At 65.5% G+C, this 13595-nt stretch carries 9 protein-coding genes; 8 read left to right on the top strand and 1 reads right to left on the bottom strand.

The genetic code is table 11. From position 1 onward, the window contains the following. Positions 1-240: 240 nt before the first annotated feature. Complete coding sequence (locus NCS02_RS19225; protein WP_008352820.1) at positions 241-1575, bottom strand: YihY/virulence factor BrkB family protein; 1335 nt, start codon at positions 1573-1575, stop codon at positions 241-243. Between the two features lie 250 nt (positions 1576-1825). Here NCS02_RS19225 and fdnG point away from each other — a divergent pair, with 250 nt between their 5' ends. The 8 genes from fdnG (at position 1826) to NCS02_RS19185 (ending at position 13581) form a co-directional block, all read left to right on the top strand. Then, on the top strand, positions 1826-4894 hold the full coding sequence (gene fdnG, locus NCS02_RS19220; protein WP_144403755.1) for a formate dehydrogenase-N subunit alpha: 3069 nt from the start codon (positions 1826-1828) through the stop codon (positions 4892-4894). Between the two features lie 10 nt (positions 4895-4904). Beyond that, positions 4905-5849, top strand: a complete 945-nt coding sequence (gene fdxH, locus NCS02_RS19215; RefSeq protein WP_008352823.1) for a formate dehydrogenase subunit beta — start codon at positions 4905-4907, stop codon at positions 5847-5849. Further along, positions 5836-6486 (top strand): formate dehydrogenase subunit gamma, encoded by a 651-nt coding sequence (locus tag NCS02_RS19210; RefSeq protein WP_008352824.1) that lies wholly within the window; start codon positions 5836-5838, stop codon positions 6484-6486. Before fdxH ends, NCS02_RS19210 begins: the two co-directional genes overlap by 14 nt. 103 nt (positions 6487-6589) lie before the next feature. After that, positions 6590-7564 carry a formate dehydrogenase accessory protein FdhE gene (gene fdhE, locus NCS02_RS19205; protein ID WP_250436075.1) on the top strand — a complete coding sequence of 325 codons (975 nt, stop codon included), beginning with the start codon at positions 6590-6592 and terminating at the stop codon, positions 7562-7564. Then, positions 7561-9006, top strand: a complete 1446-nt coding sequence (gene selA, locus NCS02_RS19200) for an L-seryl-tRNA(Sec) selenium transferase (RefSeq protein ID WP_008352827.1) — start codon at positions 7561-7563, stop codon at positions 9004-9006. The genes fdhE and selA overlap by 4 nt, the downstream gene beginning before the upstream one ends. Then, a complete protein-coding gene (selB, locus tag NCS02_RS19195) occupies positions 9003-10910 on the top strand; it encodes a selenocysteine-specific translation elongation factor (protein WP_250523262.1) in 1908 nt (635 codons plus the stop codon). The genes selA and selB overlap by 4 nt, the downstream gene beginning before the upstream one ends. Before the next feature lie 27 nt (positions 10911-10937). After that, entirely contained in the window at positions 10938-12941 is a 2004-nt protein-coding gene (locus tag NCS02_RS19190) for a VTT domain-containing protein (RefSeq protein WP_008352831.1), read from the top strand. A gap of 22 nt (positions 12942-12963) precedes the next feature. Further along, complete coding sequence (locus NCS02_RS19185) at positions 12964-13581, top strand: DedA family protein (protein WP_008352832.1); 618 nt, start codon at positions 12964-12966, stop codon at positions 13579-13581. Positions 13582-13595 lie beyond the last annotated feature (14 nt).

Here is a 13595-nt window from a genome sequence, read left to right as displayed (position 1 = left end):
GACTGTCTCGAAAAACACACACTTGGGCGCGAAGCCCGCCTGTCAAGGTTCTCAGGCAGTCGCAAGGGGAATTTTGGGAGACAGGGCTATCGCGGAAAAGTTCCGCGCGCAATCGGACATTTGAATCGGATTTCCCGGACGCCGATATTCGATTACTTGCTTTTCAAATAACAAATCGCTTTCCCGGCGCGCGATCTTTCGGATTCGACGGACAGCCGCGCGACATAGCGCGCAAGCGCCTCAGCCTCGGTCGTTTTCACGCGCGGCATCGCGACGCGAAAGCAATGCGAGCGCCATTCCCGCGCCTGCCGCCACGAGCACCGCGCGCCACGGATGCCGCCGCACCGCAGCATTCGCATGCGATGCCTTGCGGCCAGCGCCGACCATCGCGAGCGCGGTGGCGCGCGTGGCCGTCGATTCGGCGCGCGCGAGCTTGCGCGACAACGCCAGCGCCCGCGCGACGGCGGATACCTTCTTGCGCGCCTGTCCCGTCAGTTGTTGCGCGTGTTGTGCGCGGGCGCCGATCGCGCGGCGCGCGCTCGCGGTGGCGGGGGCATCGTCAGGAGCGCTTGCCGGCGTGAGCGGCGCGGCGGCGGATGCGGCGCCCGCGACCGGCACAGCCGTGCGCGTCGAGGCCGCGAGCAGCGAGCCAATCTTCGCGCGGCTGCCCGGCGGCACGCGGCCATTGTTCTGCTGTCCCCATGCGCCGCGCGGATCGTGCATTCGCGCGCGCGCCGCCGAAAATTCCGCGCCCAGCAGGAGCACGGCGGCGGAGAAGTACAGCCACATCAGCAGCACGGCGAGCGAACCCGCCGCGCCGAACGCGCTCGCGGTGCCCGCGTGGGTCAGATACAAGGCGAACAGCTTCTTGCCCGCCGAGAAAAGCAGCGCGGAGACGAGCCCCCCGACGAGCGCATCGCGCCATTGCACGGGCGCATCGGGGAGGAACTTCATCAATGCGCCGAACGCGGCGGTGAGAATCGCGAGCCCGACCACGAGCTGCACGACGTCGCCGACGATCACGAACGGCGAATTTGCCCACAGCCACATGCCGACCGCCTGAATCGCGGTATCGAGCACGAGCGAGACGATCAGCAGAAAAGCGACGCCGAGCACGAGCCCGAACGACACGAGCCGCACGCGCACCAGCGTCATGATGCTGGAGCGCTGCTCGCCGCTCATCGGCCAGACGATGTTGAGCGCCGTGTTGAGCGATGAAAACGTCGCCGATGCACCGACCGCGAGCAGCACGAACGAGATGATCGCGGCGATGCCGGTCCCGCTGCTGCGATGCGCGTTCTCGACGATGCTCTGCACGCCCGCCGCGGCCTGATCGCCGATGAGTCCGTTCACTTGATGAAAAAGTTGCCCGCGCGCCGCCTCCGGTCCGAAGATCCAGCCCGCGACGGCGATCACCATGACGAGCGTCGGCGCGAGGGAGAACGCCGAGTAGAACGCGATGCTCGCGGCCATCGCGGCGCAGCGGTCTTCCGAGAACTGCTTGAGCGCGCCGAGCGCCCACGAAGCGTCTTTCTTCACCACCGCTTCGATCTTCTGGGTTGAGACGGAACTCATGGCGACCTCTCGGTTCGATGAATGGAGCGCGAATGTTTCACCCCGTCGAGCACGTTCCATTCCAGAACATGCGTGGCCAGGCGCGGCGCTTGCTAAAGCGACAAGGTTGCGTATGAAGTATTCGTTGCATGCAACGCGCGCAAGACCTGTGATTGGTGCAAATACCGTGTCAACCTGTCTGCGGGATGTAATCGGGCACCATATACTTTAGTAACCCAGTAACCCACATTACGACGCGCCGAGGGCAATCATGCTCCAAATGTCACGGCGACAGTTCCTCAAGGTCTCTGCGAGCACGCTCGCCGGTTCGAGCCTGGCGGCAATGGGCTTCTCTCCGGCTCCCGCGCTCGCCGAAGTCCGGCAATACAAACTGTCGCGCACCACGGAAACGCGCAACACCTGTCCGTACTGTTCAGTCGGGTGCGGCATCCTCATGTACGGTCTCGGCGACAACGCCAAGAACGCAAAATCGAGCATCATCCACATCGAAGGCGATCCGGATCATCCGGTCAATCGCGGCACGCTCTGCCCGAAAGGCGCATCGCTCATCGACTTCATACATAGCCCGAGCCGGCTGACGTATCCCGAGCATCGCGCGCCGGGGTCGAACGAGTGGAAACGCATCTCGTGGGAAGAGGCGCTCGATCGCATCGCCGAGTTGTTGAAGGAAGATCGCGATGCGAATTTCGTCGAGAAGACGCCCGACGGCAAGACGGTCAATCGATGGCTGACTTCGGGCTTTCTGGCGGCGTCGGCGGGAAGCAACGAAGTTGGCTATCTGACGCACAAGACGGTGCGCAGTTGGGGAATGCTCGCATTCGATAATCAGGCGCGTGTCTGACATGGCCCGACGGTGGCAGGTCTTGCCCCGACGTTTGGCCGTGGAGCGATGACGAACCATTGGGTCGACATCAAGAACACGGACCTGATTCTCGTGATGGGCGGCAATGCAGCCGAGGCGCATCCGTGCGGCTTCAAGTGGGTGACGGAGGCGAAGGCGCATCGGCGCGCGCGTCTCATCGTCGTGGACCCGCGCTTCACGCGCACGGCATCGGTCGCGGATTTCTACGCGCCGATTCGCACCGGCACGGACATCGCGTTCCTCGGCGGCGTCATCAACTATCTGCTCACGAACGACAAGATCCAGCACGAGTACGTGAAGAACTACACGGACATGTCGTTCATCGTGCGCGAGGACTTCGCGTTCAAGGACGGCGTGTTCTCGGGCTATGACGCGGAACATCGCAAGTACGACAAGACGAGCTGGGATTACGAGCGCGGCGACGACGGCTATGTGAAGACCGATCCGACCTTGCAGCATCCGCGCTGCGTCTACAACCTGTTGAAGCAGCACTACGCCGCCTACACGCCGGAAATGGTGACGAAGGTTTGCGGCACGCCGACCGACAAGTTCCTCAAGGTCTGCGAGATGCTCGCGACGACCGCGGCGCCGAATCGCGCCGGCACGATTCTCTATGCGCTCGGCTGGACGCATCACTCGGTCGGCGCGCAGATGATTCGCACGGGCGCGATGGTGCAGCTTCTGCTCGGCAATATCGGCATCGCGGGCGGCGGCATGAATGCGCTGCGCGGGCACTCGAACATTCAAGGCCTGACCGATCTCGGCCTGATGTCGAATCTGCTGCCCGGCTACATGACCTTGCCGATGGAAGGCGAGCAGGAATACGAGGACTACATCAAGAAGCGCGCGTCGCAGCCGCTGCGGCCGAATCAACTGAGCTACTGGAAGAACTATCGCGCGTTTTACGTGAGCTTCATGAAGTCGTGGTGGGGCGATAACGCGACGGCCGACAACAACTTCGGCTATGACATGCTGCCGAAGCTCGACAAGTCCTACGACATGCTGCAGGTCTTCGAGCTGATGGCGCAGGGCAAGATGAACGGCTACATCTGCCAGGGCTTCAATCCGCTTGCGGCGGCGCCGAACAAGGCGAAGATCGGGCTCGGCCTGTCGAAGCTGAAATGGCTCGTCATCATGGATCCGCTCGCGACCGAGACGTCGGAGTTTTGGAAGAATCACGGCGAATTCAACGATGTCGATTCGTCGAAGATTCAGACCGAAGTGTTCCGTCTGCCGACGAGTTGCTTCGCCGAAGAGCGCGGCTCGCTCGTCAGTTCGTCGCGCGTATTGCAATGGCACTGGCAGGGCACGACGCCGCCGGGCGAAGCGCGAAGCGATCTCGAGATCATGTCGGGATTGTGGCTGCGCATGCGCAAGGCATATCAGGAGAAGGGCGGCAAATATCCCGATCCGATCCTGAAGATGACGTGGCCGTACGCGGACCCGGAAAGCCCGACGCCGGAGGAAATCGCGATGGAGTTCAACGGCCGCGCGCTCGCCGACGTCACCGATCCGACCGATCAGACGAAGGTCCTCGCCAAACGCGGCGAGCAACTGGCGAGCTTCGCGCAACTGCGCGACGACGGCTCGACCGCCAGCGGATGCTGGATCTTCTGCGGATCGTGGACGCAGGCGGGCAACCAGATGGGCCGGCGCGACAACTCCGATCCGACGGGCATCGGGCAGACGCTCGGCTGGGCGTGGGCGTGGCCGGCGAATCGGCGTGTGCTGTACAACCGCGCATCGTGCGATGTGAACGGCAAGCCGTTCGATCCGTCGAGAAAGCTCGTCGCGTGGAACGGGCGCGCGTGGGGCGGTCCGGATGTCCCCGACTTCAAGGTCGACGAACCGCCGGACAAGGGCATGAGTCCGTTCATCATGAATCCGGAGGGCGTGGCGCGATTCTTCGCACGCGACGGCATGAACGAAGGCCCGTTCCCCGCGCACTATGAGCCGTTCGAGACGCCGCTCGGCCATAACCCGTTCTTCCCCGACAACAAGGCGGTGACGAGCAATCCGGCCGCGCGCGTCTTCCCCGACGATCGCGCCGCGTTCGGCACCGCCGACAAGTTCCCGGACACCGCGACCACGTACCGCCTCACCGAGCACTTCCACTACTGGACCAAGCACGCGCGGCTCAACGCGATCGTGCAGCCGCAGCAGTTCGTGGAGATCGGCGAGGAGCATGCGAAGGAAGTCGGCGTCGTCGCGGGGGATCGCGTGAAGGTGTCGAGCAATCGCGGGCATGTCGTCGCGGTGGCGCTCGTCACGAAGCGCATCAAACCACTGACTGTGGAGGGCAAGAAGGTGCACACCGTCGGCCTGCCGCTGCACTGGGGCTTCAAGGGCCTCACGCAGCCGGGCTATCTCGTCAACACGCTCACGCCTTCCGTGGGCGACGGGAACTCGCAGACACCCGAGTTCAAGTCGTTCCTCGTGAAGGTCGAGAAGGCATAGGGAGGACGAGATGGCTCTGCAATCGCTCGATATCAAGCGTCTCTCCGCGACGACCGTGCCGCAGACGCAAATACGCGAGCCGGTGACGGGCACGGTGGCGAAGCTCATCGACGTGTCGAAGTGCATCGGCTGCAAGGCGTGTCAGACGGCGTGCATGGAGTGGAACGACCTGCGCGACGATATCGGTCACACGACCGGCATCTACGACAATCCGCGCGACCTGACGGAGCATTCGTGGACGGTGATGCGCTTCACCGAATACGAGAATCCGAAGGGCGATCTCGAATGGCTGATCCGCAAGGACGGCTGCATGCATTGCGAGGATCCGGGTTGCCTGAAGGCGTGTCCTTCGCCGGGCGCGATCATTCAGTACACGAACGGCATCGTGGATTTTCACGAGGAGAACTGCATCGGCTGCGGCTATTGCATTACCGGCTGCCCGTTCAATATTCCGCGGCTTTCGAAGGAAGATCATCGCGTGTACAAGTGCACGCTATGTTCGGATCGCGTCGCGGTCGGGCAGGAGCCCGCGTGCGTGAAGACGTGCCCGACCGGCGCGATCATGTTCGGCACCAAGGTCGACATGCAGCAGCAGGCGGCCGATCGCGTCGAGGATCTGAAGGAGCGCGGCTTTGCTAACGCGGGCCTCTACGATCCGGCGGGCGTGGGTGGCACGCATGTGATGTACGTGCTGCATCACGCGGATCAGCCGGAGCTGTATCACGGGCTCGCGAAGGATCCGCACATCAGTCCGCTCGTGTCGATATGGAAGGGCGTGACGAAGCCGCTCGCGATGATCGGCATCGCGTTGGCGGCGTTTGCGGGCTTCTTCCATTACACGCGCGTCGGGCCGAACGAAGTCAGCGAGGAAGACGAACTCGAAGCGCATCGCGAAGCGGAAGAAGTGCAGCGTCGGCGTGAAGGCGGACAGGAGCGTACAGATGAAACACGATAGCGAACTGCGTGACGTGAAGGGCCATCGGCTGATCGTGCGCTACACGCCGAACGAGCGCACGAATCACTGGATCACCGCGATCACCTTCGTGCTGCTCGCGCTGTCCGGACTCGCGATGTTTCATCCGTCGATGGCATGGCTCTATGCCGTGTTCGGCGGCGGGCAATGGACGCGCATCCTGCATCCGTTCGTCGGCTGCGTGATGTTCATCTCCTTCATGATCCTTGCGCTGCGCTTCTGGCATCACAACTATCTGGACAAGAACGACGTCCAGTGGATGAAGCAGATGAACGACGTGCTCACCAATCGCGAGGATCGCCTGCCTGAGATCGGCAAGTACAACGCCGGGCAAAAGCTGTTGTTCTTCGTGATGGTGGCGAGTCTCGTGTTGCTGCTCGTGAGCGGCATCGTGATCTGGCGCAGATACTTCGCGTTCTATTTCCCGATTACCGTGATTCGTCTTGCTTCCGTCGTGCACGCGGCGACGGCGTTCGTGCTGATCGTGTCGATCATCGTGCATATCTATGCGGCGCTTTGGGTGAAGGGTTCGATCGGCGCGATGACGCGCGGCACTGTCACGTATGGATGGGCGCGCAAGCATCATCCGCGGTGGTTCAGGGAGATGATCGGGAAGTAGAAATCCGGCGCGACGTTGGGCCAATACGTGCGGGGTGCGGTCCATTTCATATCCGTTTTGCTGATATGCTCGGTCGACCGTTCACCCCGCGAGGAAACCTTCCGTGGTCCAACGCATAGTCGAAGCCTCGCGAATCGAATCGCTCGATCCGTCGGCCATTCCGCGTTTGCGCATGCCGGAGCGCGCGACGATATTCGCCACGCGCGCCGCACGTCTTCGGCAACTCGCCGACGCAAGCAATCCCATCTCCGGTTATCTGCGCCTGATGGCCGCGCTCGCCGACGCCCAGCAGCGCGTGCTCGCGCATTTCAATGCGCCGATGCCCTCGCGCGAGTCCATCGAACTGAATCAGCGTCATTCGATGCCGATCGTTCCCGCGCTCACGGATGACCGCGATCCCGCCTGGCGCGACGTACTCTTCATGCTGCTCGACGGCATCGAAGCCGCCGGCGCGCTAACGCCCGCGCTCGCGCAACTCGTCGCCCGTCTGCGCGCGCTCGACGCCGCCGCGCTCGACGACCAAGCCGACGCGATCCTCGCGCTGCGCTTCGCCGAAATCGATCCGGCCGCCGCGCCCCTCATCGCGGCCGCGCTGCAAGTCGTGTGGACCGATCTCGCGAGCCGCATCGACATGCGGGACGTGCCGTATCTCGACACGCCCGGCGTATGTCCCGTCTGCGGCTCGGTGCCGGTCGCGAGCATCGTGCGCGTGGGCGGCGCGTATGAAGGTTATCGCTACGTGCAATGCGGACTGTGCGCGACGGAGCTTCACGTGGTCCGCGCGAAATGCACGAACTGCGATTCGACCAAAGGCATCGCGTATCACGTGATGGGTACGGGCGACGAACCCGAGGAAGAAAAAACGGCGAAGGCGACAAGCGCGCCGCTCAAGGCGGAATCGTGCGACGAATGCGGCACGTATCGCAAGATCGGCTATCAGGAGAAGGCTTACGACTTCGAACCTTACGCCGACGATCTCGCGAGCCTCACGCTCGATCTCCTGATGGGCGATGCGGGTTTTCGGCGCGCGGCGCCGCATCCGTGGCTCTGGCCCGAACAACAGGAAGGCGATCGATGAGCGATGTCACAGGCGACGGCGGCGAGTTGCGCGCATTGATGGCTCGCGTGCCATCGGTCGAGCGCGTGCTGGCATCGGCGGAGTTCGAGGCGGTGATCGCCACGTACGGCCGCACGCAGGCGCTCGCCGCATTGCGCGCGACGCTCGATGCATGGCGCGCCGATGCGCAAGCGGGCCGCGCGTCCGTCGATGCACTGAGCGATGCGCAACTCGCGCTCGCCGTCGACGCGCGGCTCGCGAAACGCGCGCGCAGCAACGTGCGCAGCGTCTTCAACCTGACGGGCACGGTGCTGCATACGAATCTCGGCCGCGCGCTGCTGCCCGACGAAGCGGTGCGCGCGGTCGCCGAAGTGCTCACGCGTCCGGCGAATCTCGAGTTCGATCTCGACACCGGCGCGCGCGGCGATCGCGACGATCTCATCAACGGCCTCATCTGCGAGCTGACGGGCGCCGAAGCCGCGACCGTCGTCAACAACAACGCGGCCGCTGTGCTGCTGACGCTTTCCGCGCTCGCTTCGCGCAAGGAAGTGATCGTGTCGCGCGGCGAACTCGTCGAGATCGGCGGCGCTTTCCGCATTCCCGACATCATGAATCGTGCGGGCGCGAAGCTGCGCGAAGTCGGGACGACGAATCGCACGCATCTGAAAGACTACGACGAAGCGATCAACGCGAAGACCGCGCTCCTGATGAAGGTGCATTGCAGCAACTACGCCGTGAGCGGCTTCACGAAGGAAGTCACCCTCGCCGAACTCGCGCCGCTCGCGAAAGCGCGGAACTTGCCGGTCGCGGTCGATCTCGGCAGCGGCACGCTCGTCGATCTCGCGCAATGGGGCTTGCCGCGCGAAGCGACCGTGCGCGAGACGGTCGCGGCAGGCGCGGATCTCGTCACGTTCAGCGGCGACAAGCTGTTGGGCGGGCCGCAAGCGGGCCTGATCGTCGGGCGCGCGGATCTCATCGCGAAGATCAAGAAGCATCCGCTCAAGCGCGCATTGCGCGTCGGCAAGCTCACGCTCGCGGCGCTCGAAGCCGTGCTGCGTCTCTATCGCGCGCCTGAAACGCTGGCCGAGCGTCTCACGACATTGCGTCTGCTCACGCGTCCCGCCGACGCAATGCGCCTCGCCGCCGAACGCATCGAACCTGCGTTGCAGCGCATGATCGGCGATGCCTTCACGGTCAGCGCCGAACCGATGTTCAGCCAGATCGGCAGCGGCGCATTGCCCGTCGACGTGCTGCCGAGCTACGGCCTCGCGGTGCGTCTCGCGAGCGGCAAACGCGCGGGCGGGCAACTCAATCGCATCGAGAAGCGGCTGCGCGAGTTGCCGCGTCCGGTCATCGGGCGCATCGCCGATGGCGCGCTGCGTCTCGATCTGCGCTGTCTCGAAGAAGCCGATGAAGCCGCGTTCATCGCGCAGTTGGATGCAGGCGAGGACGCACGCGAATGATCGTCGGCACGGCGGGGCATATCGATCATGGCAAGACGACGCTCGTGCGCGCGCTCTCGGGCGTGGACACCGACCGGCTTAAGGAAGAGAAGGCGCGCGGCATCTCGATCGAACTCGGCTACGCGTACGTGCCTTTGGACGACGGCGGCGTGCTCGGCTTCATCGACGTGCCCGGACACGAGAAACTCGTGCACACGATGGCGGCGGGCGCGTGCGGCATCGACTTCGCCTTGCTCGTGATCGCCGCCGACGACGGCGTGATGCCGCAAACGCGCGAACATCTCGCGATCCTCGAACTGCTCGGCGTGACGCGCGGCGCGGTCGCGGTGACGAAGTGCGATCGCGTGGAGGCATCGCGCGTGCGCGACGTGCATGCCGAAATCGCGGCGTTGCTCGCGCGCGGCCCGTTGCACGGTGCGCCCTTGTTCGACACCGATGCGACCCAAGACGATGACGCGGGCGTCGCTTTGTTGCGAGCGTATCTTCACGATGCCGCCGCGCACTGGCGCACGCGCCGCGACGATGGCTTCTTCCGGCTCGCGGTCGATCGCGTGTTCACGCTGACGGGGCAGGGCACGATCGCGACGGGCACGGTGTTCGCGGGCCGCGTGAACGTCGGCGACATGCTGGCGCTCGCGCCGCGCGAATCCGGCGGCGAGCCCGTGCGCGCGCGGAGCATTCACGCGCAGAATCGCGCCGCAGAGACGGGCCGTGCGGGCGAGCGCTGCGCGCTCAATCTCGCGGGCATCGACAAGGATGCGCTCGCACGCGGCGACTGGATCGTGGATGCGCGGCTCGCGCGGGCATCCGAACGGATCGATGTCGAACTGAGCTTGCTCGGCGATGCGCAACTCACGCTCACACATTGGGCGCCCCTGCATGTGCATCTCGGCACGACGCATCGCGTCGCGCATGTGGCGCTGCTCGAAGCGGATACGCTCGCTGGGGGAAACACGGCGCGCGTGCAGCTCGTCTTCGATCAACCCGTTTGTGCGCTGCCCGGCGACCGCTTCATCGTGCGCAACGCGCAGGCGAACCGGACGGTCGGCGGCGGGCGCGTGCTCGATCCGTTCGCGCCCGCGCGCGAGCGCCGCACGCCGGCGCGCCGCGCGTGGCTCGATGCGCTCGTCGCGATGCTGGATACCGGTCGCGCCGATGCGCTTTTCGACGAAGCGCCGTATGGCTTGCCGCGCTCGCTTGTCGAGCATTTGTACGGGCGCGGCCTGTCGCCCGAAGGCGTGCGCGCCGTGCCCACGCACGATGACATGCTCTACATCGCGGCGCGTCACTGGGATGCGCTCAAGGCGCGCCTGCTCGATGCGCTCGCCGCTTTCCACGAACGCTTTCCCGACGAGCAAGGCCCCGACGCCGCGCGTCTGCGCCGCATGGCCGCGCCGCTGGCGCCGGACGCGCTGTGGCGCGCGCTCGTCGACGATGCGGTGACGAGCTGCGCGATCGCGAAGAGCGGGCCGTGGCTGCATCTGCCGTCGCATGCGGTGACGCTCGACGACAACGAGGAAGCGCTCGCTCGCGCGGTGCTCGCATCGCTCGAAGAAGGGCGTTTCGATCCGCCCTGGGTGCGTGATCTGGCGAAGGCGCAGGGCGTCGGCGAGGACGAGATGCGCAGGCTGCTCAGGAAGCTCGCGCGCCGCGGCGACGTGTATCAGGTGGTGCGCGATCTGTTTTATTGCCGCGCGTCGATCGGCGCGCTGGCGCAACTCGTCGCGCAATCGGCGCAAACGCAGGGCGGCGCGGTCGGTGCGGCCGCTTTCCGCGATGCGAGCGCGCTCGGCCGCAAGCGCGCGATACAGATTTTGGAGTTCTTCGACCGGGTTGGGTACACTCGATTCCACCGCGACCTGCACCTCTTGCGCGCCGATAGCCGCTGGCACGAGTCCGTCTGACGATTGCGCGCTCGTCCTTCCATCACGATGGAGCATCTCTACTTCAGGCTGCTGCATGTCATGTCGAGCCACCCCGAGTGGGCGCTCGCGGTCGTGCTGCTCGCGTCGTTTCTCGAATCGGTCGCGTTCATCGGCACGTTCGTGCCGGGCAGCACGGCCATGTTCATCGCGGGCGCGCTCGTCGGCGCGGGCGCGCTGAATCTCGGCTGGGTATTCGTCTGCGCGATCGCGGGCGCCATTGCGGGAGACGCCGCGAGCTTCTGGTTCGGCCAGCACTACGCGGACCGCATCGCGCAGATGTGGCCGTTCCGCTCGCATCCGGGCGCGCTCGTCGCCGGCAAGAAGTATTTCGACAAGCACGGCGCGAAGAGCGTCGTGCTCGCGCGCTTCGTCGCGCCGATGCGCGCGGTCGTGCCGGTCGTCGCGGGCGTGACCGGCATGACGCCGGCGCGCTTTCTCGTCGTCAACATACTGAGCGCGCTCATCTGGGCGCCGACGCATATCCTGCCGGGCGTCGTGTTCGGCGCGTCGATCGAACTGGCGGGCGCGGTCTCGATCCGGCTCGTCGTGATTCTGATTCTCGTCGCGGCGCTAGCGTGGATCGTGTTCAATCTCGCGCGCGTGATCGTTTCGCACGCGATGCGCTGGACCATCGCGTCGCGCGACGCGCTGCTCTCCTGGGCGCGGAAGGGCAACGGCCTGCCCGCGCGGCTCGTCTCGCGCGCGCTCGATCCGGGCAATCCGGCGACGGGCCTCATCGTCATGATCTCGGTGCTGCTGCTCGCGTCCGCGATCCTCTTTTTCTCGGTGCTCGCGAACGTGGCGCGCGGCGCGTCGATCGTTCAGGTCGATGTGTCGATTTACCGGCTGCTGCAATCGTTCCAGTCGACCTGGACCGATTCGATCCTCGATGTCGCCGCGACGCTCGGCAGCACGCAGACGCTGCTCGCGCTCGGCGCGACGGTCATCGTGTGGATGAGCTTCGAACGGCGTTGGCGCACGGTCACGTACTGGGTCGTGGCCGTGGCGTTTTCGCAATTGCTCGTCGCGGCGATCCGCTTCACCGCGCACGAGCCGGCGCTCGTTTCGTTCGCGCCGTCGGAGCATCGCTTTCCGAACAGCGACGTCGCGGCGACGGTCGTGATCTACGGCTTTCTCGCGTTCCTGCTGCTGCGGCGCGTGGGCATCCTGACGGGCGTGTTCATCGCGACGGCGACCTCGGCCATCGTGACGGCGGTCGGTCTGGCGGGGCTGTACTTCGGCCGCTTCACCATCTCCGATGCGCTCGGCAGCGCGGCGCTCGCCGCCGTCTGGGTCTTCCTGATCGCGCTCACGGCGGTATGGCGCAATCCCGGCAAGCCGCCGCCGCGGCCGCTGATGCCGGTCGCCGTGCTTGCCGTGATCTGCGCGAGCGTCGCGCTGCAAACGAGCGATGAAACGGAGGCGCACAGCGTCGTGCCATCGACCGTCGTCATTACGCCGATTCAGTGGACCGATTCGGTATGGCGCACGTTTTCCTGTTATCGAGCGAGCATGGAGGGCGATCGTCGCGAGCCGATCACCGTGCAATGGGCGGCGACGCCCGAGCAGATTCGCGCGCAACTGGCATCGCGCGGCTGGACGGAGGTGTCGCACGTGAGCCTGAAGAGCGTGATGTCGGTGGTGTTGCCGAATGCGCCCGCCATCGCGTTGCCCGCGTTGCCGCGCCTGAACAACGGCGAGCCGTCGAAGCTCGTGTTCGCGCGTTCCGTGCGCGGCGCCGACGAGCGCGACGTGCTGCGCTTCTGGCCCACGCATTACGAAGTGCGCCAGGACGCAGGCGCGCCGCCCGCGCCGATCTGGCTCGGCTCGGTCGTGCACGAGCGCCTGCGCCGTCCGTCGTGGCCGTTCAACGTGCTGCGCCCGGACCGGCGCGTCGATCCGATGGCCTTCGATCATGGCGAGGGCACGCCCTGGCGCGGTATCGAAATTGCGAGCAGCGCGGGGTGCGGCAACGTGCCGGTGATGCTCGTCGAGTCGAGGTCCGAATGATGTTGCGATCGAGAGGTGCCGGTTGATCCAGATTCCTCCGTCGGCGATCGTGCAATGGGGCGGCGCTGCCGTCTTCGCGAACGTTCTGCTGACGCGCCTCGGCGTGCCGCTGCCGTCCGCGCCTTTGCTCGTGTTCGCGGGCTCGGCCGTGGCGAGCGGACGCCTCTCGTTCGCGCATGTGCTGTTCGCGGCGCTGTGCGGCGCGTTGCTCGGCGACAGCGTGTGGTTCTCGGCGGGGCGCATCTACGGACGTCGGCTCGTCGCGGCGCTCTCGCGCAGATCGTATGCGGTCGACAGCGGGATGCGTACGACCGGCGAACTGTTCGAGCGTCATGGCGCGCCGATCGTCGCGGTATCGAAGTTCGTGCCGGGTCTCGGTCTCGTCACGCCGCCGCTGATGGGCACGACGCACATCGCCGCGCTCGCGTTCTTCTTCTGGGATACGGCTGGAATAGCCGCGTGGGCGTCGTTCTGGGTATTGGGCGGCGCGCTTTTCGAGCGGCAACTGCATGTCGCCGTGCTCGAACTGGAATCGCATGGCGCGACGGTGGTGGATGTGCTCGTCGCGGCGGCGCTCGTCTATTGCGTTTATCGGCTGATGCGGCGGCGACAGCCGCGCTCGCGCGATGGCAACGGCTGAGAACGCGCCGTTAT

The organism is Caballeronia sp. NCF2 (genome assembly GCF_023631205.1).
In the GTDB taxonomy this organism is placed as follows: Bacteria; Pseudomonadota; Gammaproteobacteria; order Burkholderiales; family Burkholderiaceae; genus Caballeronia; species Caballeronia zhejiangensis.
Note: the sequence above shows the minus strand (reverse complement) of the source record. Positions and strands in the feature narration are given on the sequence as shown.